Here is a 25,828-nt window from a genome sequence, read left to right as displayed (position 1 = left end):
TGGCCGGCGCGTACGCCGGCCAGTGCGGGGTACGGCAACGATCAGTTGTAGATGATCGTGTACTTGACGCTGCTGGTCACTTCACCGGCGGTAGCGGCGGCAGTGGCGTAGTACTCAGCGTAGTAGTTCAGGTTGGCGGTGCCGTCGGCGGCCACGGTCACCCACTGCGAGTTGTCCTGGGCCTGGTTGGCGCCTGCGGCCTTGACCGGCAGGAACTGGTTGGTCGCACCCAGCAGCTGCAGCTGCACGTTGCCGGCAGCGTTGGCCGCAGCCTGGTTGTTCAGGCGGCCGCTGTTGAAGTCGACGGTCGAACCCGGCTCGAAGTAGGTGGCGACGTTGCCGGCGCTGCACTTGGTCAGGTTGATCGCGAACGGGGTACGACCGGCCACGGCACCGGCGGCAGCCAGGGTGCTCTTGGAGACGGTCGGCAGGTTGACCGAGAAGTCCTTGCCACCCGGGGTCGAGATGGTGCAGGTCTTGTCGGTGACCTTGCCATTGAAGGTGATGGTGCCGTCGGCAGCATTGGCGGCCAGCGGAGCTGCAGCCAGCATCAGAACCGCGATGAAATTGATTTTGTGCATTGCTTGTACCTAACCCTACTGAAGTGGTGGAAGTAGAGGAGGAAGCAAGGAGCACTGCCGGGCATCAGACCCATCCTTGCGTCTCACCTGTGACGGAATTCGGACACGCATCCCTGAATCCGTGACGGGAGTATATGTGGAAATGTGATCTATGTCTCAATTTTTTCATAACGAGCGACAATTGACGTCAATTGTTTGACGTGCTAACGCAGGCAGGGGCCCCTCCCCTCCCGCAGGGCGCTGGCGTGCCCGGGGTGACGCAAATGCCCCGATCAGGGCAGGCGATTTCCAGGCAAATATCGCTTTATTTGACGTGCATCACTCTTTCTAGGTGATGGCCCTAGCAGAACGAAACACTGCCTCTTAAAGGTGGTCCCCGACTGCCGCTAACTAGGACACACCGAACCAGAGAACGTGCCATGAAGACCTCGATCCTGCTGTGCGCGACCTTGTTGTCCGTGAGCGGACTGGCGCAGGCCGACGGCGGAAGCATCCGCTTTGGCGGCCGCATCGTGGACCCCGGCTGCACCACGCAGCTGTCCCGGCAACTGTTGAGCCTGGAAGCGTGCCCGCCTTCGGCCAAGGGTGCCAAGGTGGCGGTGACGATGCTGGGCGAAGGCCAGGGGGTGACGCTGCGCGACGGCGAGCGCCGCGGCCAGCAGCTGACCGTGGCCGCGCGTACGATGCGCGCTGGCGACCTGTCGTTCTCCGAGCACTACCGGCTGGAAGCACCGACGCAGCAGCCGCTGCGCGGGGCCTACCTGGTGGTGGTCGATTACCCCTGAGCGGCGGGGTCGGGTAGCTCGAATACCTGTCGCAGGTAGGACAGGTAGCCGGGGTCGTCGCACATGCTCTTGCCCGGCGAATCGCTGAGCTTGGCCACCGGCTGCCCGTTGCAGCGGACCATCTTGATGACGATGTTGAGCGGGGTCGGGCCGAGGTCGTTGGTCAGGTGCGTGCCCACCCCGAACGCCACCTGGCAGCGGCCGCGGAAGTAGTCGAACAGCTGCATGACCTTCTCGATGTTCAGGCCATCGCTGAACACCAGTACCTTGCTGCGCGGATCCACGCGGCGGTCCTTGAAGTGGGCCAGCATGCGGTCGCCCCAGGCGAACGGGTCGCCCGAATCGTGGCGGACGCCGTCGAACAGCTTGCAGAAGTACATGTCGAAATCGCGCAGGAACGCGTCCAGCCCGACCACGTCGGACAACGCGATTCCCAGGTCGCCCCGGTACTCGCGCGCCCACGATTCCAGTGCGGCCACCTGCGAGTCGCGCAGCCGCGGGCCCAGCGCCTGGAAGGCCTGCAGGTATTCATGGGCCATGGTGCCGTGCGGGGTCATGCCGTACAGGCGGGCGAAATGCACGTTGCTGGTCCCCACGAACTGCGTCCCGAGCGCATCGCGCAGCATCGGCAGCATGCGTGCATGCCACTGGCGCGAGTAGCGACGGCGGCTGCCGTAGTCGGCGATGCGGCACAGCTCGAAACCGGGAGTGTCCCGCAGCAGCGCGGTCTTGGCCTGCAGGCGGCGCTCGCCTTCGGCGAAGTCGGCGGTGGTGGTATTGCGGAACCAGACCTCGTTGATGATCGCCAGCAGCGGCACCTCAAACAGAATGGTGTGCAGCCACGGCCCGGTGATGTCCAGCTCGATCTCGCCCGGGACGGCCAGCGATGGGCGCAGGTCGATGTACTTGCGGTCGAGGTGGAACAGGCCGAGGAAGTCGGCGAAATCGGGTTTGACGAAGCGCAGCCCGCGGATGTACTCCAGCTCGTCGGTGCTGAAGCGCAGCCGGCACAGGTGGTCGATCTCCTCGTTGACCTGGTCGATGTAACGGGCCAGGTCGATGCCCGGCGTCCGGCACTTGAACCGGTACTGGACCAGTGCGCCGGGGTGCTGGTGCAACACCGCCTGCATCATGGTGAATTTATACAGGTCGGTGTCGAGCAGGGACTGGATGATCATGCGGGCGATTATGCGCCCGCGCGGATGTACCCACCAACGACGGGCCGTGCCCTGCCCGGCCGGAAACGCCGGCTGCCCTAGCGACCGACGCGCAGCAGGCGCGGCACCTGCGCCAGTGCGTGTGCCCAGATCGCGGCGAACACCCCGCCCTGCACCGCCAGGTTGCGCTGGCCGGCCTCGAACTTGCGGAAGTAGCGCCACAGGCCGCGATGCTTGTGCCATTCGACGAAGAACGGCCGCGCGCGGCTGGATACGCCGCGCACATGGGTCACCTGCAGATCGTTGGCGATCGCCACCACCGCGCCGGCCTCGCGCGCGCGCCGGCACAGGTCCAGGTCTTCGGCATGCAGGCGGTAACCGGCATCCCAACCGCCCAGCCGGTCGAACAACGCACGTGGCATCAGCAGCAGCGCGCCGGACAGCGCCGGTACGCGCTGCAGCGGCTGAGAAGGATCGGCGGCGATGGCCAGCTTCGCGCCCTGCCCGGGGTGGCGCAGCATCGCGGCGAAATCCGGGTCGCGGCGGCGCACCGCCGCGTCCGGCAGCCCCTGCTCGTCCACCTGTTCCACCCCGAGCACGCAGTCGCCCAGTGCGGCACCGCGCTCGCACAGCCGGGCCAGGGTGTCCGCCGCCACCATCAGGTCGGGGTTGATGAAGGCCAGCCACGGCGAGGCGCTGTCGGCCACGCCCTGGTTGTTGGCGGCAGCAAAGCCGGGGTTGTCGGGATTGGCGATGAAACGCACGCGCGGGTCCGCACTGGCATGGCGCTGCACGATCTCCAGCGTGCCGTCTTCGGAACCATTGTCGATCACCCGGATCTCGGCCACGCCGTCAGCCGCCCGCAGCCGGGCCAGGCAGCCCTCCAGGGTGCTGGCGCTCTGGTAGCTGACGATGATCGCGACGATGGCAGGGCTCAAGCAGTCACTCCGGTGCGGCGGCAGGGGCGAGGGCGGCGAACAGATCGCCCTGGGAACGCGGCATTATCGCCTGCCGGTGCAGTTGCTGCAGCGCCTCGCGCGGTTGTCGCAGGGGGTCGGTCATGAGGAATGCCGCCAGCCGCGGCTGCCACCCCGGCCAGCGCGTGCCCAGCGCATCCATGTCGCCCTCATGCGGGTGCGCTTCGACCGCGCGCGCGACGAAGGCGGTCTCGCACAATGCATTGCGCCAGCCCAGCCCGGCCATGCGCAGGCTCAGGTCGACCAGGGCTGCATTCCACGAGCCGTAGCTGTGCATGTCCAGCCCGCCGGCCTTGCGCCGTGCATTGGCGCGCAGCAGCACCGAATGGGTGACCGCCGAAGGGAGTTCCGGATGCATCGGCGGCAGTGCGGCGCAGGCCTGCGCCATCGCCGCCAGGTCGGCCGGGACCGGGTCGATCTCGCCCAAGCGCGGCCAGGCCGCCGTCTCGCCGGCATTGCACCACGGCGTGGCCGAACCGATCGACGGATCGCGGGCGAAACACGCATCCAGCTGTTGCAGCCAACCGGGCGCGGGAATCGCATCGGGGGCCAGCACCACCACGTCGGCACCCGCGCAGGCGCGCAGCATTTCGTCCAGGTGGGCTACCTCGCCGATGCCACGCGCGCGCCGGGTGTACTCGGCACGCAGGGGCGTATGCGCCAGCCAGTGCTCGATCACCGCCTGTGCGCGTGGCCCGGCCTGGCCGTCGTCGGCCAACCACACCGAGGTGTCTGCCGGGGTGCCGGCGTCCAGCGCCCCCAGGCACCGGTCCAGGGCGGTGTCATCCACCCCGATCGGCAGCAACACGATCGTCCCCATCGGTCCTCCTGTGCGCGGCATGCGGATCGCGGCCCCGCTCGGGGACCGCTGCTTGGCCGCAGCGTAGCAGGCGCGATGGCCGCGATGACAGCGCGGCGCGTGCTCAGTTCTTCTTCTGGCGGTCCGGGAAGGGCTCCATCGCGCGGAAGCGGCTGCCGTACTCGTCGGTCAGGTTGCGCGCTTCCTGCGCGTTGCGGACGATGGTGGGGGTGATCAGTACGATCACTTCGGAGCGGCCGCGCTTCTGGCTTTTGCTACCGAACAGCGCACCGATCACCGGGATCTTGCTCAGCCCGGGTACGCCATTGCTGCCCTGCTCGTCCGAATCGGTGATCAACCCGGCCAGCATGATGGTGTCACCACTCTGCACGGCCGCTTCGGTGGAAATCTTGCGGGTGTTGATCGGCGGGTTGCAGGTGCTCTTGGTCGGGTCGCAGCCGGCCGGCGTCGCACCGGCCGCACTGATCTCCTGGGCGATATCCAGGAACACCACGCCGTCGCGGGTGATCCGCGGGCGTACCTTCAGGATCACGCCGGTGTCCTTGTACTGCACCTGGCTGTAGGTGTTGTCGCCGCCGATCCCGGTATTGACCGACACCGAGTTGATCGGGATCTGCGTCCCCACGTTGAGCGTGGCCTCGGCGTTGTTGCGCACGAAGATCGACGGGGTCTGCAGCAGGCGCAGGTTGGTGACCTTGTCCAGCGCACTGACCACCGCGGCCGCGTTCTTGCCAAGGAAGGTCCAGCCCACGCCGCCGTCGCCGACGACGCCGGAGATGCTGCCCCAGATCGACCTGCCCAATGCGCTGGGCAGATCAATGCCGCTTTCGGTCTTGCCGGTGGTAACGGCCTGCTCGAAGAACCAGTTGACGCCGTAGCTGAGGTCGCCGGTCAGCGCCACCTCGGCCACCTGCGCTTCGATGTGCACCTGCATCGGCATCACGTCGAGCTTCTCGATGACCTCGCGGATCGAGCGCCAAGCCTGCGGCGTGGAGCGCACCAGCAGGGTATTGGTTTCTTCCACCGCCGAGACGCCGACGCTGTCACCCTGCACTTCCAGGCTGAAGCTGGCATTGCCGGCCTGGCGCTGCGGCAGGTTCAAGCTGCCGTTGCCGAGCCCCCCACTGCTGCTGCCATCGCCGGCGCCGCTGCTGTTCATGCCGTTGGAATTATTGAAGTTGCCGTCGCGGCCGCCCAGGTCCATCTGGCTCGCGCCCGGCGCCAGCGAACCGCTGCTGCCGCGGCCGCCGCGATTGTTCTCGTTGGCGAACGCTTCGGCCAGGCGCTCGGCCAGGTCCTTGGCCTTGATGTAGCGCAGCTCGTAGGAGAACAGGCGGGCGCTGCCGCCGGCGGTGTCGATGCGTTCCAGCCACTGCTGGATCTGGTCGAGGTAGCGCGCCTGCGGGGTAATCACCAATACGGCGTTGGCATTTTCCAGCGGCAGGAAGCGGAACATGCCGGCACTGGGGGTCTTGCTCTCCTCGCCAAACACCTTCTCCAGGTCGGCGGCGACCTGCTCGGCCTTGCCGGTCTGGATCGGGAACACCCCCACCGACATGCCCGACAACCAGTCGACGTTGAAGATCTCCACCGTGCGCAGGTAATTTTCCAGTTCGTTGCGGGTGCCACCCAGGGTGATCACGTTGCGGCCGTTGTCCACGTTCACGATCGCGTTCGGCCGCGCGTACGGCTCCAGCACCTTCTTCATCTCGGTGGCCGAGATGTACTGCAGCGGGATCACCCGCACTTCAAAGCCGCGCGCACTGGACGGCGAGGCGGTGCTCGGCGCGACGGTGCCGGCCAATGCCTGGTCGGCGGCGACGATGTTGTAGCGCCCGCCGCTGTACACCATGCGGGCGTTGTTCCAGCCCAGCACCATTTCCAGCAGGTTGAGCGCCTGCGCCGAGGACACCGGCTTGGGCGTGGCCAGGGTGACGGTGCCCTGCACGCCCGGGGCGATCACGTAGTTCTGGCCGAGCATGTCGCCGAGGATCGCCTTGACCACGGCATGCACCGATTCGCCTTCAAAGTTGAAGGTGGCCGTACCGTTGCCGGCCTGCGACAGCGAGGGTGCCGCCGCGGCCGCGGCGCTGCGGTTGATCATGGTGCCGCTGCCGCGGCGGATCACCGCCTGCGGGCTGGCCGTGGCGTCGAGCGGCTCGGCATCGACCCCGGCATGCGAGCCGTCGCCGGCCACGACCTGGTGGTTGCCATCGAGCACCGCGTTGCGACGCACGTCCGGGGCCGGAACCGTGGTGCAGCCCACCAACAGGGCCGCAGCCAGGGAAAGTGAGAACAGACGAAGGGAGAAAGGACGCAGTGTCATGCTTTGCACTCTAGTTGTTCTGGCCGGAGCCGCCCGTGGGCGGTCGCTGCGATTGTTGCTGCTGTTGCTGCTGCAGCTGCTGGCGGCGCGCCTGGATGCGCGCGCGGATGGCTTGCATCTGCTCGTCGCTGGGACCTTGCGCGGCGGGATTCTGCCCGGCCGGGGCCACCGCAGGCACCGCCTGGGGCACCGGCAGTGTTGGCGTTGCCGGGCGCACCGGGGCCGATTGCTGGGGCGGCGGGGGCGGCAGCGGCGAGACGCCCGCGCCGGCCGGTGGCACCCGGCCGTTGACCGGGTTGCCCAGCACCGTTGGCGGCTCGCCACCCTGGCCATTGAACACGTTCAATTCCAGCGTCTGCGTGCCACCGGGGCCGCTGACCGTGGCACTGCGTGGCGCCAGCGCCAGCAGCTGCCAGCCATTCACCGGTTCGCCGTTGAGGCGCAGGCGCAGCGACTGCTTCTGGTCGGTGGTGAGAATGGCCATGCTGAACTCGGCGGTGAGCAGCACGCCGGTCAGGCTGACCGCGCTGGAGGCGCCCGGTTCACTGCCGCCCAGCAGGTAGGGGCGCGGCTTGCGGTCTTCGGCAAACAAGGGTCGCTCGCCAATCTGCGCGTAGGCCTGGGCCGAGGCGATGCGATCGGGCAAGGCCGGCGCCAGTACCGGCAACGGCGAGGCGCTGCGATCGCCATCGGCAGCCGCGGCAACACGCCCGCCCAGCCCGAACAGACTGGCGATCCAGATGGCCAGCGCCCACAGCACCAGGGCAGCCAGCCACCCGCTGCGCAGCGAGGTCAGTTCAATCTTCATGCTCACCCTCCGCTGCTGCGTCGGGGCTGGCGTCAGCGGCGCCTGCAGCACCTTCGACAGCCACCGTGCCGGGGTCGGCCGGGACCGCCATCGCCGCTGCCGGCGGCGGGGTCACCCCGCCCAGCGGGTCTGCCGGCGGGGCCAGCGCGCCGGGGGCCGGGGCGGCCTGTTGGGCACTGGCAGCCAGTGCATCCGGCTTGAGGTAACCCACCAGCTCGAAGGACACATCCAGGCCGGTGCCGGTTTCATTCGGCGATTGCTGGAAGCGCTGCGCGAGCAGGTTGAGGTTGTTGATGAACAGGCGCGGGGTACCGCTTTCCAGCGTGTAAAGCACTGCCGCCATCTCCGGGATGCCGCAGCGCAAACGCACCTGCAGCGCAACCCTGGGGAACGGCACATCACCACTGCTGCCCTGCAACGGCGACCGGTTGCTGATGGCGCAGCTGCGGTTGCCTGGGCTCGCCGAGGCCACGGCGTCCTGCAGACGCGAGGACAACGCCGCGGCGGCCGATTCGGTGGTGGCATCGCGCAGGAAGCCGGGGCGGTCGGCCAGCGCCGCCTGCACCTGTGCCAGTGCCTGGGCCACCGGGCGGCGCTGCTGCAGCTGCGCCTGCACGCGCTGGTCGCGCTGCTGCAGTTCGCTGATGTCGTTGTTGATCGCCAGCAGCGGCCGGGTGAACCACGGGTGCACCACGAGCAGGTAGGCCAGCGCGACCACCGCCAGCAACAGGCCCAAGGCCAGCCAGCGGTCACGGCGTGTGGTCGGCATTGCCATCGGCACCCTCCGCGGCAGGCGTGGTGGTCGGGGTGGCCACAGCGCCGGGCAACGGCTGCAGTTCGGCGGTGAGGGTGAAGCGATCGCGCCCACTGGCACCGCCATCGGCCTGCAGTACGCCGGTCAGGTTGACCTTGCGCCACAGGGGCGAATCCTGCAGCAGCGGGACCAGCTGGGATGCCTCGCGGCTCAGTCCGATCAGCTGCAGGGTGTCGCCCTCGACCGAGAGTTTCTCCAGGTAGGTACCGTCGGGCAGCAGGCGGGTCAGTTCATTCCACAGTTCGACGGTACTGGCATGTGCGCCGCGCTTCTGTTCCAGGAATGCGGCCCCTTCCACCAGGGTCTGCAGTTGCTGGCGCTGCGCGGCCACGCCGCGTGCATCACGTGCTGCCGCGTTGACCTGTTCGCGCAGCGTATCGGCCGTTGCCTGGCGGTTGTCCAGCATCTGCTGACCGGCCAGTGCCAGCAACACCACGGCGGCAATGCCGAGCAGCAGGTTCCAGCGGCGCATCGGATCGCGCAGCGTCTGCCGTTGCTCCAGCGGCAGCAGGTTCACCCCGAGCGCACGGCCATCGGTATCGGCCACGTCGAGCCCGACCAGGCCCTGTGCCCACGGCCCCACCTGCTGCGCCCACTGTTCCAGCGCCTGCCGCGGAATCACCACCAGCTCGACCTGCAGTTGGCCGTCGTCCAGCGCACCGAGCTCGCGCACGTCGTAACTGACCTGCGCCGATTCAAACGGCGTCTGTCGATCGATCTCAAAGCCGACCACGTCGCGCAGCCGGGTGGCGGCGGCGGCAGGTAACCGTAGTGGCCGGCGCAGCGCCGCGCCGGCCGGCAGCAGCCAATGCCGGGGCAGCGTGCGCAGCCGTGCATCCAGGTGCTGTTCGAGCGCGGCAGGGGTCTGCGGCCAGGGCAGTTCGGCGAGGGTGTCGCAGCGTGTCCCGGTATCGCGCAGCACCCGCAGCCGCTCGCCGCGCCGCTCCAGCAGCAGGCGCGCACGCGACCAGCCCAGCGCCGTTTGCCAGCGTTCGGGCAACCACGCCAACAGCGAACGCCGCCACCAGCGCAGGCCTTTGCCCACGCCCGGCGCGAGTTGCCCCTGCGCCCGCACCAGACTGTCCCGCCATGCCGTCATCGTGTTGCCATTCCCTGTTCCCAACGAAGTACTGTGTATGTCGTTCCCGGCGTGCCTGCCGCCCCCATCCGCACCACGCCCTGCAGCACCGATACCCTGCCGCGCGCATCCGTTGCGCGGCTCTCGATACTATAGGTGCCGCTGCCACTGGCAAGCGCCGCAGTACCCACTTCCGACGCCGGGTTGGCACTGGCCTGCTCACGCGCGGCAAGCAGCGCCTGCGCATCCAGGCCCAGCGCGGTCAGCACCGGTCCGGCGGCAAAGCGCGGATCCGGGCGCGATTGCCGACTGTACAGGGTCAGCATCGGTGCAAGGCGTTCATACAGCGGCGCGTCCATGCCCAGCACGCGCTGCAGTTCGCCCAGGGTTTCAAAGCGGTTGTTGCGCGGCCCGTAGGGCAGGCCGGCAGCGAGGTAATCGGGCAGTTCGGCACCGCCGGCAGGCTGCTTGAGGCTGTCGGCATCGCGCCAGTCGAGGATCGCCCCGGCCAGTTGCTGCGCGCGTTCGGGTTCCAGGTCCATCGCCCGCAGGAAGGCCGTCAGCAGCGTTGCGTCGGCCAGATTCAGGTTGATCTTGCCGTTCTCGTCGATGATCCGCAGATCGATCCGGCGTTGCGCGAAGGTCCAGCGATAGCGCCGGCCGTCGGCCACCCAGGCCGGTCGGGTGGCACTGGGCTGCAGGCGGAACAACGCGTATTCCAGGCCGGCCCGCGCATGTTCCTGGCCGATCGCATCGTCGTTGACCACCCGTTGCTGCAGGTGTTCGATACGCGCACTGAGCGCGAACGCGCCGACCACGGCGGTCAGCAGGGCAATCAGCCACAGCACCAGTACCAGCGCGGCGCCACGCATGCGCGTCATCGCTGTATGCCCTGCTGCTGGCCGGTGGACGACGACTGGGCCAGCGCGGTGACCATCGGTGGCCAGGCCGGGCCCTGCCGTGGAGTGACCTGGATCGACACCAGGCGCGGCAGCCGCCGGGTATCGTCCCAGCGCTCCTGCCACGGGCCGAGCTGGCCGTTGAGCGGGTCCACGCCGCGGTAGCGGAACACCACAGCGCGCAGCCCATCGGCCAGCATTTCCGGTGGCCGTGGCGGTGCTTCGTCGATGCGCTCGCCGTTCTGCACCAGGGTCAGCGCCAGTTCCAGGCGCTGCGCATCGCCGCTGCCACGCACCTGCAGCTCATGCACGTAAGGGCCGCCGCGGCCGAGGTAGCCCGGCAGGTCCGACACGAACAACATGTGCTGCGGCTCGCCGAGGAAATACACCGGTTCGCGGGTCGGATCCGGCGGCGAGGTCGCACTCGGCATCGCCATCGACAGGCGCCGGCGCAGGAATCCTTCGACCGCGCGCATGCGCTCGTTGTGGGAGGCCATCTGCTCGCCGCGTTGGCTGATGGCCAATGCCGAGCGTACCGTGGCGAAGGCCAGCGCCAGCCCACCGACCAGCAGCGCGGTCGCCAGCAGGACTTCGATCAGGGTGAAGCCGCGCGCCAGCGCCGACCGCCGGTTCATCGCGGCACCGCCGGATCGGCCGGCAGCAGGCGCAGGCTCTGCCACTGCAGCTGCTCGCCCGCGCCCTCGCCCCAGGACACCTGCAGGCTCACCTGCGCCAGCGTGGGGCCGGCGACGGTGTCGGCCGCCGACACGACGCCACTGCGCGGCTCCTCATAGGGTGCAACCTGCAGGCGCCAGCGATAACGCCCGTCTTCCCAGTCACCGCTGCGCTCGCCCTGCTGCAGCGGCTCGACCACCCCGGTGACGGCCAGCAGCGACTGCGCATGCAGCACCGCGCGGCTGCGCAGATCGGCCTGCTTGACCTGGCGGGAGGCGCCGGACAGGCTGCCCAGCAACAGGGTCAAGGCCAGGGCCAGCAACGCGAAGGCGATGATCACCTCCAGCAGCGAGTAGCCACGCTGGTGCTTCATCGGCCGCCCCGCTGCTGGCCCGAGCGCACTTCACCGGTGATCCAGCCCACGTCGATGTGCCAGACAGCGTCGCGCACCTGCAGGTCGATGCTGCCGCCGCTGGACGCCCCGTCGGGGAAGAACGCGATGGCGCCCTGCCCGGGCACATCGGCCACTTCGCGCGCACCACGGAAGCGCACGGCCAGCGTCGCCGGCAACGTGCCATGGCGGCCGTTGGCCGCCTGCCAGGTGCGTGCCTGTGGATCGATCAGGAAGCGTTGGCGCTCGCCGCTGGCGATGGCCTGGGTGCGGGTGTAACGCAGCTGGCTGGCCAGCTCCTTGCCGGCCGTGCGCAGGCGCAGGCCATCGATGCCGCCGTTCATGGCCGTGGCCGTCACCACGCCGATGATGGCGATCAACGCCACCACCAGCAGCATTTCCAGCAACGACAGCCCGGCCACCGCGCGCGGGCAGCGCGACAGACGACGGGGCAAGGCGGTGCATGGCAGGGCAATGGCCGGCACGCGGGGTTACTCGTAGCGGATGTCGGTGTCGTAACTGCTGCCGCCGACCTTGCCGTCCTTGCCCAGGCTGATCAGTTCGAACGGCTGGCCTTCGCCGGGCACGCGGTATTCCAGCGGGTGGCCCCACGGGTCGTTGAGGTCGGCCGGCTTGGCATAGGGGCCCAGCCAGCCGCTGCTGCCACCGGGCTGGGTGACCAGCTCGTCGAGCTTGGCCGGCAACTTGCCGGTATCCAGCTGGAAGTTCTCGACCTTGCCGGCGACGGTCTGCACCTGCGCCTTGGCGATGTTGGCCTTGCCGCGGTCGGCACCGCCCAGCACGCGGCTGCCGACCAACGTGAGCACCGCGCCGATCAGCACGATGACGATGATGATTTCCAGCAGGCTCATGCCCGCCTGGCGGCGCGGCGAGGTAAAACTGATCAGGCGGCGTTGCATGCGGTTGGCTCCTTGCGGGGTGTAAAAACAGGGATGGCCATCGGTCAGCCGATGGCGTTGGTCAGGTCGTACAGCGGCACCAGCACGGCCACGATCACCAGGCCGACCACCGAGGCCAGCACCAGGGTGATCACCGGCACCATCGCCGACAACAGCCGGTCGATCGCACGGGCGCTTTCCTGTTCAAAGGTGTCGGCGGTCTTGAGCAGCATCGTATCGAGCGCGCCGGATTCCTCGCCCACCTGGATCATCTGCAGTGCCAGCCGTGGGAAGCGTTTGCTGCGTGCCAACGATACCGACAATCCGTTACCGTTCTTGACCTCGTCGCTGGCGGTGTCGACATCGGCGGCCAGCGCGCGGTTGCCCAGCACGTTGCGGGCGATGCCCAGGCCCGCCAGCAGCGGCACGCCATTGCGCAGCAGCGTGCCCAGCGTGCGCGCCAGGCGGGCGGTTTCCAGTTTGGCCACCAGCGGGCCGATGCCACGCCACCGCAGCAGCCAGGTATCCATCGCCAGGCGGAACGCCGGCTGGCGCAGCTTGCGCTCGATCACCAGCAACGCCAGCGCCGGCACCACGATCATCGCCAGCCAGCCGTCGCGCACCACCAGCCCGGCGGCCAGCACCCATTGGGTGAACCAGGGCAAGGCCACGTCCAGGCTTTCATACATCAGCGCGAACTGCGGGACCACGTAGCCCAGCAGGAACAGCAGCGCACCACCGACCACCGCCAGCAGGATCGCCGGGTAGATCAACGCGTTGATCACCCTGCCCTTGAGCTCGGCACTGCGTTCGAGGTAGTCGGCCAGCCGCTGCAGGGTATCGTGCAGGCTGCCACCGGCTTCACCGGCGCGCACCATGTTGATGTACAGCCGCGAGAACAGCCCGTGCTGGCGCTCCAGCGCGGTGGACAGGGCGGCACCGCCGCGCACCACGTCGCGGATGTCGGTGATGACCCGGCGGCTGCGCTCGTCCTCGGGCAGTTCCAGCAGGATGCTCAGGGCGCGGTCGAGCGGCTGCCCGGCACCGAGCAGGGTGGCCAGCTGCTGGGTGAACTGCACCAGCGCGCCCCCATCGAACGGCTTGCGCTGCAGCAGCGCCTTCCATGTCGATGCGCCGGCCACGCCGGTACTGGCCAGGCGCGCTTCCATCGGCATATGGCCCTGGTCCTGCAGGCGCGCGACCACGTCTGCTTCGCTGGCCGCCTCCATCTGCCCGTCGAACAGCTCGCCGTGGGCATTGAGTGCCTTGTAGCGGTACTGCGCCATGCTCAGCGGCCTGCCTGCGGGAAGCGGCGGGCGGGCATCAGGATTCTTCCGTCACGCGCAGCACTTCTTCGAGAGTGGTATGCCCCTGCAAGGCCTTGGACAGGCCATCCTCGTACATGGTGCACATGCCGGCGGCACGCGCGATCTGCTCGATCTCGCCCATGCCGGCGCGACGCATCACCGCGCGTCGCAGTTCGTCATTCATTACCATGAATTCGACGATGGTGGTGCGCCCCAGGTAGCCGGTGGGCGCGATCGTCGAGGGCTGCGCGCGATACAGGAAAATCTCGCCGTCGGGTTGTAGCCGGCGCAGCCCGAACTTGTCGATCTGCTCGGGCGAGGCCAGGTATTTCTGTGCATGTTCCGGCTCCAGCCGGCGCACCAGTCGCTGGGCGAGGATGCCATTGATGGTGGAGGTGAGCAGGTAATCCTCCACCCCCATGTCGAGCAGGCGGGTGATGCCACCGGCCGCGTTGTTGGTGTGCAGGGTGGACAGCACCAGGTGACCGGTCAACGCGGACTGGATGGCGATGCGCGCGGTTTCAAGGTCGCGCATTTCGCCGATCATGATGATGTCCGGATCCTGGCGCACGATGCTGCGCAGCGCATTGGCGAAATCCAGCCCGATCTGCGGTTTGGCCTGGATCTGGTTGATGCCTTCGATCTGGTACTCGACCGGGTCTTCGACGGTGATGATCTTGACGTCGGCGGTATTGAGCTGGCTCAGCGCGGTGTACAGCGTGGTGGTCTTGCCCGAGCCGGTGGGGCCGGTCACCAGCAGGATGCCGTGCGGCTGCTCGAGCACCTTGCGGAACTGCGGCAGGAAGGCATCGGTGAAGCCGAGGCGATGGAAATCGAACACCACGGTGTCGCGGTCGAGCAGGCGCATCACCACGCTTTCGCCGTGCGCGGTGGGCACGCTGCTCACGCGCAGGTCCAGTTCCTTGCCCTGCACGCGCAGCATGATGCGCCCGTCCTGCGGCAGGCGGCGTTCGGCGATGTTCAAGCGCGCCATGATCTTGATGCGGCTGATCACCGCGGCGGTCAGGTTGGCCGGCGGGCTTTCGCCTTCGATCAGCACGCCGTCGACGCGATAGCGCACCTTGAGGCGGTTCTCGAACGGTTCGATGTGGATGTCCGATGCGCGCAGCTCGACCGCCCGCTGGATGACCAGGTTGACCAGGCGGATGACCGGCGCTTCGGAGGCGAGGTCGCGCAAGTGTTCGATGTCATCGACCACCGCGCCTTCGCCATCGGCGGTTTCGATGATCGCACCCATGGCGCTGCGGCCCTGGCCATACCAGCGTTCGATCAGGTCATCGATCTCCGAGCGCAGCCCGACCTGCAGGCTGACCGGCACGCCCATGGCCAGCTGCACGGCCTCGGCGGCGTAGGGATCCTGCGGGTCGCTGAGCCACAGCGCGAGCACGCCATCGTGCAGCGACAGCGGGCAGACATGGAATTGCTTGAGGAACCGCAGCGACAGCGGCAGTGCATCCAGCAGGGATTCCGGCGGTGCTTCGGGCACTGCGCGCGCGTCCAGCAGCGGCAGGCCGAGTACATCGGCACAGGCCTGCGCATGGTCGCGTTCGGACACCAGGCCCAACCGCACCAGCAGCTGCAGCAGGCTGCCACCGGCTTCACGGTGCAGGGGCTGCGCGCGCACCAGGTCGCCTTCCTTCAGGCGTCCATTGCGCAGCAGCGCTTCAACGATGCGGGTTTCCGCAGTGGATTCTGCAGTGGGATCGTGGGCTACCGCGTTCACGAAGCTCTCCTGGCGACCTGCCGACTTTAGCAGTTCAGCAAGCGACATGCGGATGAATTCCGTTCCCGCCACTACCGTTGGGGGATGGCCGACGCCACCGTTTGAAAAAGAATGCAGCGGCTTGCGGGCCGATAGATGAATCGGCCGTTGGGGGCCCCAGAAGCAGAAGCGAAAGCGGGCAGCCACAAGCGAAAAGCGGCGCTTGCCTGCCGCTCCAGGCTGGGCAGGGGGGGCACGGGACACGCTGCAAGAGGGTCCCGTGAACCCACCCACTCCAGCCCTCGACACTTGGCTGGTGGCCATGGGCAAGCAGATGCCAAAGCACAATGCTTCGCTTGCATCCGAATCTACAACGCCGCCGCAACATCTGGTTTGAAAGAACAACCGGCCTCGAACGCTTGATTTCCCCCACGTCCAGTGGCAGCAGCAGCCGCCCTTTTCCTCAGAAGCGCATGGAACTTCTGCCTTCCTGGGTGCACCGGAAATGTATCAAGGGCCGGTGCGGGTGGGTTGGCGGGACCGTTGAGCGCCATGGATGGCGCGAACGAGCTTACATGGACGTACTTGCAGCGTGTCCCGTCAACCCACCCGCGCCGGCCCAGACTGGCGCACGCGAACATCTGGCGCTTTTGCTCCTGGCGCTATTGAATTTCACGCTTCTGCAACTGAACAAAAAAATGGGGCGCCGGTCACAAAGACCGACGCCCCAGAAATCACACCTGGATTACTGGTTGGCGATGACGCTGACGCCGCTGAACGCGGATTCGCCGACCAGCTTGATGTAGTACGTGCCCGCCACCGGCGCGGTGAAGCGCACGGTTTCACTGTTGCCCGGACGGGTCGACTTGGCATCAAACACCGTGGCGGTCGGCTCCTTGCCCTGGCTCACGTACACCGACACATTGCCGCTGCCGCCGTAGGTCAGCAGGCTCAGCACCTTGCCGGCCTGGGCCTCGAAGCTGTACAGCACTTCGCTGCCACCGGCACCGCTGAGGCCGCTGATGGCCACCTTGTTGGTCAACGGCGTAGCGGTCGGGCCGCAGTTCTCGGTGCACTCTTCTTCCAGTGCCTTGGCCAGTGCGGCCTTGGCATCGACGATGCCGGTGCCGATCGGCGTGGCCGCCGGGATCGCCACCGGGAAGGCGCGCGCGGTCTGCTTGAGCAGGGTTTCCAGCTCGGCCGGGGTGAACGCATCACGGTCGTTGGCGATGCGCGCACTCTGTACCAGCGCGGCCACCGCGGCCACGTGCGGCGCCGACATCGAGGTGCCGCCCTTGCCGCCGTAATCCGAGGTCCCCAGGTCCGGCGAGGTGGTGCTGCTGGATATCGCCTGCCAGACGTAGCCACCCGGGTTGCCATCCACACCGCCGCCGCCGCCCGGGGCGGACAGATCCACCGCCGCGCCGTAGTTGGAGTAATAGGTGATGCCACCGGTGATGCGGGTGGCGCCCACCGCCAACACGTTGTTGCAGTTGGCCGGGCGGGCGTTGGATACGTTGCCGCCGGCATTGCCCGCCGCCACCACCACCAGCGTGCCGCGGGAGACCGCGCCGTTGATCGCGGCCTGGTAGACCGGATCGCAGGCGCCGGAACCGCCCAGGCTCATGTTGATGATTTCAGCCGGATTGGCGTTGGCCGGAATACCCGCCACGGTGCCGCCGGAGGCCCAGGTGATGGCATCGGCGATGTCCGACAGACTGCCACCGCACTTGCCCAGCACGCGGACCGGCAGCACCTTGGCCTTGTAGGCGACACCGGCCATGCCGACGCCGTTGTTGGTGGCCTCGGCGACCGTACCGGCCACGTGGGTACCGTGCCAGGAGCTGTCTTCGGCCAGCGAGCCGGAGTAGCACTCGTTGTCGTTTTCGACCCAGTCGCCGTAATCCAGCGCACCCGGCACGCGGGCGTCGGTCGGACGGCGCGAGGTCTCCGCGTCGCTGATGAAGTCGTAGCCTTCCAGAAGGTTGCCGGAGAAGTCTTCATGGTCGGGCAGGATGCCGGTATCGATCACCGCTACCACCACACCCTCGCCCTGCGAGACATCCCACGCCGACGGCGCGTTGATGCCGCCGGTGGGGCTGCTGAAGTGCCACTGGTACTGCGCGTAGTACGGATCGTTGGGCACCAGCTGCTTGGTTTCGCTCGGCTTGGCGCGCAGGTCGGCGCGCTGCATGCGCACATCGGCAACGGCGTATTCCACGGTCGGGTCGGCCTTCAGTTCAGCCAGTACCTTCTGCAGTTCGGTGGCGCCCAGGCGGCTCTGCAGGCGGATCAGGTCGGCACCCACGCCGAGCTTGCGCACCACCTGCGGGCTGAGCGCGCCCGCGCGCGCGGTGCCGCCATTGAGCGTTGCCCGCGACAGTGCCGAGTTCACCACGGCCAGCTTGGCCGAACGGTCCGATGCGGCGGCAGTACCGGTGCGGTACTTGACGATGATGCCGTTGCTGGACTGCTGGGCAGCCGTAGCCGGACGGGTCGGTTCCTCGACGCGCAGGGTGCCGGCGAAGGCACTGCCGGCGGAGATCGACAGCAGCGCGGCTGCCAGTGCGGTGATGCGAAGGTTCTGCTTGTTCGTCACGTTGAAGTCCTCTTCAAGGTCATGGATCAAACGATTGTTCAGGCCAACACTCCATGCGGGTTTCCTGGCCGGCCCTGGCCAGGGTTCCCGTGACCTGCCCCCTCAGGCCTTGCATTGCTTGCAGCGTGGCCCGGAGGCCACGCGTTGCCACGTCCGCTTACCAGCCGAAACCGGCACCGACGCCCACCGAGCTGTCATCGCTGCTGAAGGCACCGCCGATGGTTACCGTGGCGCGCTCGCTGAGCGCACGCTGGTAGCCCAACGACAGCGCCGACTCGCCGCCCTGGTAGCCCACGCCCACGCCGACCCGGTTCTGGGTGCGGACGCCGGCGGCACTGGTGGCCATGTTGAGCATGGCCGCGCTCATCGCCCCCTGGCGATCGATGCGGCGATCCTGGTGACGCAGGCGCTGGTCGATCTCGCCCTTGTACATGTCGAAGCTGTCGGCCATCGCGCCGAAGCGCTGGTCGGTATAGCTGTTGGCGGTGGCGATGCCTCCGTCGAGCTGGCCCTTGTTGACCGCATCGGTGGCCTGGGTGCCGGCCGCGACGTTGGTGACCTGGCGCTCGCTGCCCACCGCACCCACCGACACCGCGTTGGCGCGGTCGGCAACCGAGCCTTGGCCGAGTGCGACGGAATTGGCGGCCGTTGCGCTGGCTCCCTGTCCGATCGCGGTGGCCGAAGCGCCACTGGCCACTGCGCCATCGCCCATCGCCACCGCGTTGACTGCGGTCGGCGCGGCCGCCGGTGCATTGGCCACCTGCGCAGTGCCGGCGCTGGCGGCGGTCGGCGTGCCCTGCACGCTGGCCACCGCTGCCCCCTCATCGGCCTGCGACGCGCCGGCAAGGCTGGCCGCAACCGGTGCGGCGGCGCTGCGGGCCCGCGCGTTGGTGCCGGTACCGGCCACGCGCTGGTCGAGGTCGCTGACCTTGCGGTCCAGTGCGCCCAGTGCGTCGCCCACGTTGGTGTAGGTGGCGCCCTGGATGACGTAATTGGGCGCCACGAACACGCCCTGCATGCCTACGCTGGCACCACCGCCAAGGAAGCTGGCGGCATCGGACAAGGACTGGAACAACTGACCGCCGTTGATCGCCTGGCGGCTGCCCGACGCAATGGAGCCGCTGCCGACGTTGTCGATCACCGTGCCCTGGACGCCCGAGAGCGTCAGTGTGTCGCGGCTGGCATCGTCGTAGGCCACCGCATTGGCGGTGACGTTCTCCACCGAGCCGATCCGCTCGTCGAAGTCACCGACACGGGTTTCCACCGCACCCACGCGCTGGTTGGTGGTGTTGAGCTGGCCACCGGTGACCGCATCGGTGCTGCCTGCCGCGATGCGACCGGCACCGACGTTGACGATACGGCGCGTGGCCGGGCCGTCGGTGCCATTGCCGCCACCCACCGAGACCACGTTGGCCTCGACGGCACGCGAGCCGGCACCCAGTGCGACCGCACCGGCACCGGATACCCCGGCGCCGGCACCCAGGGCGATGCTGCCGGCCCCGTTGCTGGCGAATGCGCCGTTGCCGATGGCCACGCCGTTGACCGCATTGGTCGAGGCCGCGCGGCCGAGCACGGTGCTGTTGGTTCCCCGCGCCGAAGCATCGGCACCCACGGCGGTGGCGCCGGTGGCCGAGGCCACTGCCGCGGTACCCAGGGCGCTGCTGCGGTTGCCACTGGCGGCGGCACCGGACCCTGCCGCCAGCGCATCGCTGCCGCTGGCCGAAGCCACGCCGTCACCGCTGGCCTGGAAGTGCTTGCCAACCGCATCGGCGGTGGCCGCCACGCTGTCCAGCTGCGCCTTGTTGACCGCATCGCTGGCATTCACCGCCGCACCGACGTTGGTGATGCGGCGCGTGGCCGGACCGGTGGTGCCGTTGCCGCCGCCCACCGAAACCACGTTGGCTTCGCTGGTGCGCGACCCGGCCCCCAGCGCGACGCTGCCTGCGCCACTGGCCGAACTGCTCTTGCCCAGCGCGGTCGCGTTGATGCCGCTGTAGGCGTAGCTGTCCTGGCCGATCGCGGTGGAGCCGGCCGACGTTGCCCAGGCCAACTGGCCCACCGCCGTGGTCTGCGCCGCGGTCGCCCACGCTGTGGAACCCGCTGCCAGGCTGTTGGCACCGCTGGCCTGCGCCGAATACCCGATCGCGTTGGCGTAACTACCCGAGGCCGTGCTGCCCCAGCCCAGCGCGGACGCATAGTCACCGCTGGCATCGGCACCGTAACCGAACGCGCTGCTGCGCACGCCGCTGGCGGCACTGAAGGCGCCGACGGCGGTGCTGTAGTCGCTGCCGGCGTCGGCACTGAAGCCGAATGCCGACGACTGCAGCCCGGCCGACGTGGCGCCGGCACCGCTGGCGGTGCTGAACACCCCCGCCGCCTGCGCACCGGCGCCCAGCGCGGTGGCGCCGATACCGCTGGCGCTGGTGGCCTGGTCGAGCACCACGTTGCCGTTGGCATCTTCGTAGTACAGCGCGCCGCCGATGGCCGTGGCCGAATCGGCCGTCGCCGAGGCGTTGAAGCCCGACGCCGAGGCGTTGCGACCGGCGGCCAGTGCGCCGCTGCCGTAGGCCGAGGCCCCCGTGCCGAAGGCATTGGCCGCTTCACCGGCAGCCGTGGCATACGCACCGTCGACGAAGCTGCCGACGTCATCGCCGTTGCCGCTGCCGGAGGCCTTGAATTGACGATGGGTCTGTTCGGCCACCTCGGCCACGGCATCGAGCTGGTTCACGTTGACCGCGTCGGTGCCTTCGGTACCGTCGGCAACGTTGGTGATCTGCCGCTGCGAGGTTGCCGTGCCCACCGAGACCGTGTTGACGCGGTCCGCAGTGGAGCCTGCGCCCAGCGCGACACTGTTGGCCGCGCTGGCCGTGGCACTGGCACCGAGCGCGGTGGTGTCGGCCGCATCGGCCCAGGAATTCCAGCCGATCGCGGTGGCGTAATCATCGGTTGCCCAGGCGCCGGCCCCGAACGCCGCCGCGCCGGTGCCGCTGGCACGGGCCGGCAGCAGGCCGAAGAAGGTCGAGCCACCGATGGCCACGCTTTCATCGCCGGTGGCTTCGCTGGACTCGCCCAATGCGACCGCGCTGGCTCCGGACGCGGTGGCCGAGGTGCCCACCGCAGTGGCCAGGTTGTTCGATGCCACTGCGCCGTAACCCAGCGCGGCGGACAGTCGCCCACTGGCGTCGCTGTAGCTGCCGTATGCGGTGGAGCCGGCGTCGGCCGCGCTGCTGCGGAAGCCGCTGGCGGTGGCCTGCTGGCCGCTGGCCACCGATTCGGTACCGTTGGCCGTGCTGTACGCACCGCTCGCGGCGGCGGCGTTGCCCACGGCGGTGGCACCGAGCTCACTGGCAACGGCGCCGTTGCCGACGGCCACGCTGTTCTCGCCGGTGGCCTGGGCGTTGCTGCCCAGTGCAGCGGCCCCCTCTGCGCTGGCCAGTGCGTTGACGCCGACGGCGGTGGCATTGTTGGCCACCGCATTGGCCCCGGCACCCAGCGCGCTGGCACCGTCGCCGATCGCGTTGGCCGCTTCACCGGCGGCCAGCGCATCGTCGCCTCCGACGTAGGCACCGGCATCGCTGTTGTCGCTGCCGCTGGCCTGGAAGTACTTGCTGGTGGCTTCACCGGCGGCGGCCACCGCGTTCAACTGGTTGAGGTTAACCGCATCGGTGCCTTCGCTACCGGCGGCGACGTTGGTGATCTGGCGCTGCACATCGGCACTGCCGACCGACACGCTGTCATCGCGGTCGGCAATCGAGTCGGCGCCCAGCGCCACGCTGTTGATGCCGCTGGAAGTGGCGGCGTTGCCCAGCGCGGTGCTGTTCACCCCCGGCGACCAGGCGCCACCGCCGACGGCGGTGGAATAGTCGCCCGACGCTTCGGTGGGCAGCAGCCCGAACAGCGCACCGCCGACGGCCACGCTGTTGGTGCCGCTGGCCAGGCTGCCCTGGCCGGTGGCGGTGCTGTAGGCCCCGGAGGCTTCGGCATCACCACCCACGGCGACACTGTTGGAGCCGGTGGCCTGGGCGAAGCTGCCCAGCGCGGTGGCGTTGAAGGCGCTGGCCACGGCCAGCCCACCGATGGCGGTGGTGTAGCCGGCGGTCGCTTCGGCGCCGAAACCGTAGCCGGCCGACAAGGTGCCGCTGACCACGCTTTCGGCACCCACGGCGGTCGCGCCCTGGCCGCTGGCAGTGCTGTAGTAGCCCAGCGCGACCGACTCTTCCCCGGCCGCTTCAGACAGTGCACCACCGGCCAGGCTGCCGGCACCGGAGGCGATGCTGGCCGCACCGGTGGCGGTGCTCTGCTCGCCGGTCGCTTCGCTTTCAGCGCCGGTGGCGGTGGCGTACTCGCCGGTGGCCTGTGCGTTGGCACCGACCGCGATGGCATTGGCGCCGGTGGCCAGGGCATTGAAGCCTACTGCACTGGCGTTGTCGGCCAGCGCAAAGGCGCCACTGCCCAGGGCCGTTGCGCCGCTGCCGGCGGCAAAGCTGCTGGAGCCCACGGCGGTGGCGTAGTCACCATCGGTGGCGGCATTGGACCCGGCCGCGACGCTCTCCTCACCAGCGGCCACGGCGACGCCGTCGCCGCTGGCCTGGAACTGCGCGGTGGCCTCGGTGAGCTGGTCGACATTCACCGCGTCGGTGCCTTCGGTACCGGCAGCCACCTGGGTGATCTGGCGCTGGCGGGTGTCGCTGCCCACCGACACGGAGTAGGCACGGTCGGCGACCGCACCGGCGCCCAGGGCAACCGCGTTGGAGGCGCTGGCACTGCTGCCGGCACCGATGCCGATGGCGCTTTCACCACCGGCAACGACATTGGTACCGATGGCGATGCTGTTGATGCTGTTGCCCAGTGCCTGGAAGCCGACTGCGACGCTGTTGTTGCCGTAGCCGAAGGCACCGCGGCCGATGGCGGTGGCGCTGGTGCCCTGGGCCCAGCTGTTGTAGCCGATCGAGGTGGCGCCGGTGCCGCTGGCCCAGGCCGACTGGCCCACGGCGGTGGCGTTGGCTTCGGTGGCCCACGCACTGGAGCCATAGGCGGTTGCACCGTCGGCGGTCGCCCATGCATAGGCGCCGGTGGCGGTGGTTTCTTCGCCGCTGGCAAAGGCGTTGTCGCCCTGCGCAACGCTGTAGTCGCCGCTGGCACGCGCCTTGTAGCCGGCCGCCAGGCTGTTGTTGCCGGTGGCTTGTGCGCCACTGCCGAAGGCATTGCTGGTGGTGCCGGTGGCCAGTGCGCCCGCACCGACCGCCACCGCATCCTGCACGGCGGTAGTGCCGACCTTCACTGCGTTGCCGTCGGCGTCGACCAACGGCTGGTTGTACTCATCGTAGGCCTGGCCCAGGCCGCCGATGGCAACACTGCCGTTGCCGTTGGCGGCCACGTTGCGACCGACCGCCACGCTGTCATCGCCCAGCGCATTGGCGCCGTTGCCGAGCGCCGCGGCGCCGGCGCCGAGCGCATTGCTGGCTTCACCGGCCGCCAGCGCGCCATCGCCATCGGCGAATGCGCCCACGTCACTGTCCGCCGAGCCGTTGGCCTTGAAGCGGCTGGCCGTGACATTGGCCACCTCGGCTACGCCATCCAGCTGCGCCTTGTTGACCGCATCGGTGGCTTCAGTACCGGCGGCCACATGGGTGATCTGGCGCTCGTTGCCGACATCCCCCACCGACACCGTATTGGCCCGGGTAGCGGTGGAATTGGCACCCAGCGCAACGCTGTTGGCGCCGCGCGCGGTGGCGTAGAAGCCGACTGCGGTGCTGAGTTCGCCGCTGGCCCAGGTTTCCGCGCCGAGTGCGGTGGCGCCCTCGCCCGGTGCGTAGGCGAAGTAGCCCACGGCGGTGGCTTCGGTGCCCGATGCCTCGGTCAAGGTGCCATTGGCCGTAGCGTAATCACCACTGGCGATGGCGCCGGCACCGACGGCGGTAGCCGCTTCGCCGCTGGCCTGGGTCTGGACGAAGAAGCCCAGGCCCGGCAGCAGGTCGGCCGGGCCGCCGATGGCGGTGCTGCTGTTGCCGGTGGCCACGCTCTGCGTGCCCACGGCGGTGGAGTAATCGCCGATGGCATTGGAGACCGCACCGAACGCGGAGGACTGCGCACCGCCCGCGTAGGCGCCGACGCCGTAGGACGAGGAGGCAAAACCGGACGCTTCGGCGCTGGCGCCTACCGCAGTACCGCCGACGCCGGCACTGGTGGCGCCGGTATCCACCGGGACCCCACCGTTGGTGATCAGCGGGTTGCCATCGGCATCCACCGCCGCGCCGCCAACGGCCACGCTGCCCGGGCCATTGGCCTGGGCGTTGTTGCCGAACGCAGCGCTGTTCTGGCCGCTGGCGACGGCGTTGAAGCCGACCGCCGTGGCGTTCTGTGCCACGGCGGTGGCACCACTGCCCAGCGCGGTGGCGCCATTGGCCAGTGCGTTGGAGGCCTCACCGATGGCGGTGGCGTTGTCGCCGCCGGCAAACGCACCGGCATCGCTGTCCTCGCTGCCGGTTGCCTGGAAGTACTTGCCGGTGGTGGCCGCTACGGCGCCCACTTCATCCAGCTGTGCCTTGTTGACCGCGTCGTTGGCGTCGGTGCCGTCGGCGACGTTGGTGATCTGCCGGCGCAGGCCGTTTTCGCCATTGCCCACCGACACCGTGTCCTGGCGATCGGCGTAGGAGCCGGCGCCCAGCGCCACGCTGCCCACCGCCACCGCTGCGGAGTTGGACCCCAGCGCGGCACTGAAATCGGCGACGGCAACGCTGAACGCGCCGACCGCCACCGAGGCTTCACCACCACTGCCCGCGCCGCGGCCCAGCGAGGTGCTGCCGGCGCCGATCGCCAATGCGCCGCCCCCAATCGCAGTGGCGCCGTCGGCGCTGGCTTCGGCGAGGCCGCCAATCGCGGTGGCCGCGCCGTTCTCGCTGGCCGCTACCGCAGAAGCACCCACGGCAACATCGCCGAGCCCGAACGCTGCGGCACTCTGGCCAATGGCGGTACCCGCATCGCCGAAGGCCATCGCGCCCTGGCCAAAGGCGCTGCCGCCGAGGCCGGCGGCGATTGCTCCACTGCCCACTGCCGTGGTGGCATTGGCCAGCGACTGGCTGCCCTGGCCCAGTGCGGTGGCACCATCGCCATCGGCATTGGCACCGGCACCGGCAGCCAGTGCGCCGTCACCGTCGATGCTCGCCGCGTCGCTGTCGTTGCCAGCGCCGTCGGCCTTGAAATAGCGGGTCGCGCCTTCGGCGGCGACGGCAACCTTGTCCAACTGCGCCTTGTTCACCGCGTCAGTGGCGGCGGTGCCTGCGGCGAGGTGAGTGATTTGGCGTTCCTTGCCGGTGTCACCGACGGAAACGGTATTGGCCCGGTTGGCCTTGGAACCGGCGCCGAGGGCGACGCTGTTGGCGGCCGAGGCGGTGCTGTTGCTACCGATGGCGACCGCATTGCTGCCCGTGGCGGTGGCACTGCCATCCACCACGCAGCTGTCGATGATCTTGCTGTTGAGCACCACGCAGTTGGCATTGCCACCCACTTCCACCGACTGCGCCTGTGCGCGCGGTGCGATGCCTGCCAGTCCCACTCCAAGCGTCAATGCGATGGCAGCCGACAGCAGCGACGAGGCGCGCGTGCCGGTGGATCGTCGCTGGTCGATGACCACGCCGGCAGACGCGCTGGTGGCCAATTCCGAGGCGACAACCATCTGCCCCAGTGCTTTGTTCCAGACCTTGCGATAAATCCGATTCATCGATGTAACTCCTGAGTGGGCTGGTTTTTGGCAAAGCGACGCCAACGCCGGACCACGTGGTCCAACGTCCCCTGGGGGCGTTTTTTCGCTTGATTTACGGCGTTGCGCCGAATGGAGTGCTACGAACTTGCTGCTGACTCGCCATCCATGCGGTTACTGCAGAACTGAACGCTTTCCTAATGAGCATGCAGTGTTAACGCACCGTGCCAAGAACGTCAAGACTTTGACATCCATAAACTCATGACCGCGAAGTACGTCACAGAAACGTC

At 68.7% G+C, this 25,828-nt stretch carries 18 protein-coding genes; 1 reads left to right on the top strand and 17 read right to left on the bottom strand.

The genetic code is table 11. The annotated features are described in order from the left end of the window. Positions 1 to 41: 41 nt before the first annotated feature. Complete coding sequence (locus AC3IR9_RS02985) at positions 42 to 581, bottom strand: fimbrial protein (protein WP_489293962.1); 540 nt, start codon at positions 579 to 581, stop codon at positions 42 to 44. A 419-nt stretch (positions 582 to 1,000) separates the two neighbouring features. Between AC3IR9_RS02985 and AC3IR9_RS02980 the strand changes: the two genes are divergently transcribed. Then, positions 1,001 to 1,366, top strand: a complete 366-nt coding sequence (locus tag AC3IR9_RS02980) for a hypothetical protein (RefSeq protein WP_489293960.1) — start codon at positions 1,001 to 1,003, stop codon at positions 1,364 to 1,366. On the opposite strand, the gene pncB is transcribed toward AC3IR9_RS02980, so the two are convergent. The 16 genes from pncB to AC3IR9_RS02900 all read right to left on the bottom strand — a co-directional run bounded on the left by pncB (position 1,357) and on the right by AC3IR9_RS02900 (position 25,559). Continuing rightward, positions 1,357 to 2,544, bottom strand: a complete 1,188-nt coding sequence (gene pncB, locus AC3IR9_RS02975) for a nicotinate phosphoribosyltransferase (protein ID WP_489293958.1) — start codon at positions 2,542 to 2,544, stop codon at positions 1,357 to 1,359. The two genes, AC3IR9_RS02980 and pncB, sit on opposite strands and share 10 nt — an antisense overlap. Before the next feature lie 77 nt (positions 2,545 to 2,621). Beyond that, positions 2,622 to 3,461: a glycosyltransferase family 2 protein gene (locus AC3IR9_RS02970; RefSeq protein ID WP_489293956.1), complete on the bottom strand. Its 840-nt coding sequence runs from the start codon at positions 3,459 to 3,461 to the stop codon at positions 2,622 to 2,624. Positions 3,462 to 3,465: 4 nt separating this feature from the next. After that, the gene (locus AC3IR9_RS02965; protein WP_489293955.1) at positions 3,466 to 4,320 is read right to left on the bottom strand and encodes a glycosyltransferase family 2 protein; all 855 of its coding nucleotides are present in this window, start codon (positions 4,318 to 4,320) and stop codon (positions 3,466 to 3,468) included. A gap of 103 nt (positions 4,321 to 4,423) precedes the next feature. Beyond that, positions 4,424 to 6,646 (bottom strand): type II secretion system secretin GspD, encoded by a 2,223-nt coding sequence (gene gspD, locus AC3IR9_RS02960; protein ID WP_489293953.1) that lies wholly within the window; start codon positions 6,644 to 6,646, stop codon positions 4,424 to 4,426. Positions 6,647 to 6,656: 10 nt separating this feature from the next. After that, positions 6,657 to 7,454: a hypothetical protein gene (locus tag AC3IR9_RS02955; RefSeq protein ID WP_489293952.1), complete on the bottom strand. Its 798-nt coding sequence runs from the start codon at positions 7,452 to 7,454 to the stop codon at positions 6,657 to 6,659. Beyond that, positions 7,444 to 8,229, bottom strand: coding sequence for a type II secretion system protein GspM (gspM, locus tag AC3IR9_RS02950; RefSeq protein ID WP_489293951.1), 786 nt, complete (start codon positions 8,227 to 8,229; stop codon positions 7,444 to 7,446). Before gspM ends, AC3IR9_RS02955 begins: the two co-directional genes overlap by 11 nt. Then, positions 8,204 to 9,367: a PilN domain-containing protein gene (locus tag AC3IR9_RS02945; protein WP_489293949.1), complete on the bottom strand. Its 1,164-nt coding sequence runs from the start codon at positions 9,365 to 9,367 to the stop codon at positions 8,204 to 8,206. Before AC3IR9_RS02945 ends, gspM begins: the two co-directional genes overlap by 26 nt. Next, a complete protein-coding gene (locus tag AC3IR9_RS02940) occupies positions 9,364 to 10,227 on the bottom strand; it encodes a type II secretion system minor pseudopilin (RefSeq protein WP_489293948.1) in 864 nt (287 codons plus the stop codon). The genes AC3IR9_RS02945 and AC3IR9_RS02940 overlap by 4 nt, the downstream gene beginning before the upstream one ends. Beyond that, a complete protein-coding gene (locus tag AC3IR9_RS02935) occupies positions 10,224 to 10,880 on the bottom strand; it encodes a type II secretion system protein J (RefSeq protein WP_489293947.1) in 657 nt (218 codons plus the stop codon). The genes AC3IR9_RS02940 and AC3IR9_RS02935 overlap by 4 nt, the downstream gene beginning before the upstream one ends. After that, positions 10,877 to 11,293, bottom strand: a complete 417-nt coding sequence (xpsI, locus tag AC3IR9_RS02930; protein WP_489293946.1) for a type II secretion system protein XpsI — start codon at positions 11,291 to 11,293, stop codon at positions 10,877 to 10,879. The genes AC3IR9_RS02935 and xpsI overlap by 4 nt, the downstream gene beginning before the upstream one ends. Next, positions 11,290 to 11,709, bottom strand: coding sequence for a type II secretion system protein XpsH (xpsH, locus tag AC3IR9_RS02925; protein WP_489295673.1), 420 nt, complete (start codon positions 11,707 to 11,709; stop codon positions 11,290 to 11,292). The genes xpsI and xpsH overlap by 4 nt, the downstream gene beginning before the upstream one ends. A 93-nt stretch (positions 11,710 to 11,802) precedes the next feature. Next, entirely contained in the window at positions 11,803 to 12,231 is a 429-nt protein-coding gene (gene gspG / locus AC3IR9_RS02920) for a type II secretion system major pseudopilin GspG (protein ID WP_489293945.1), read from the bottom strand. A 44-nt stretch (positions 12,232 to 12,275) separates the two neighbouring features. Further along, complete coding sequence (gene xpsF, locus AC3IR9_RS02915) at positions 12,276 to 13,496, bottom strand: type II secretion system protein XpsF (protein WP_489293943.1); 1,221 nt, start codon at positions 13,494 to 13,496, stop codon at positions 12,276 to 12,278. 37 nt (positions 13,497 to 13,533) lie between these two features. Then, on the bottom strand, positions 13,534 to 15,261 hold the full coding sequence (gspE, locus tag AC3IR9_RS02910) for a type II secretion system ATPase GspE (RefSeq protein WP_489293942.1): 1,728 nt from the start codon (positions 15,259 to 15,261) through the stop codon (positions 13,534 to 13,536). 724 nt (positions 15,262 to 15,985) lie between these two features. Continuing rightward, on the bottom strand, positions 15,986 to 17,839 hold the full coding sequence (locus AC3IR9_RS02905) for a S8 family peptidase (RefSeq protein WP_489293940.1): 1,854 nt from the start codon (positions 17,837 to 17,839) through the stop codon (positions 15,986 to 15,988). Between the two features lie 157 nt (positions 17,840 to 17,996). Further along, positions 17,997 to 25,559 carry an ESPR-type extended signal peptide-containing protein gene (locus AC3IR9_RS02900; protein WP_489293938.1) on the bottom strand — a complete coding sequence of 2,521 codons (7,563 nt, stop codon included), beginning with the start codon at positions 25,557 to 25,559 and terminating at the stop codon, positions 17,997 to 17,999. Positions 25,560 to 25,828 lie beyond the last annotated feature (269 nt).

This window comes from Stenotrophomonas sp. GL_101, from assembly GCF_057835675.1.
The sequence above is the reverse complement of the archived record's forward strand: the minus strand, read 5'-3'. Positions and strand labels throughout refer to the sequence as shown.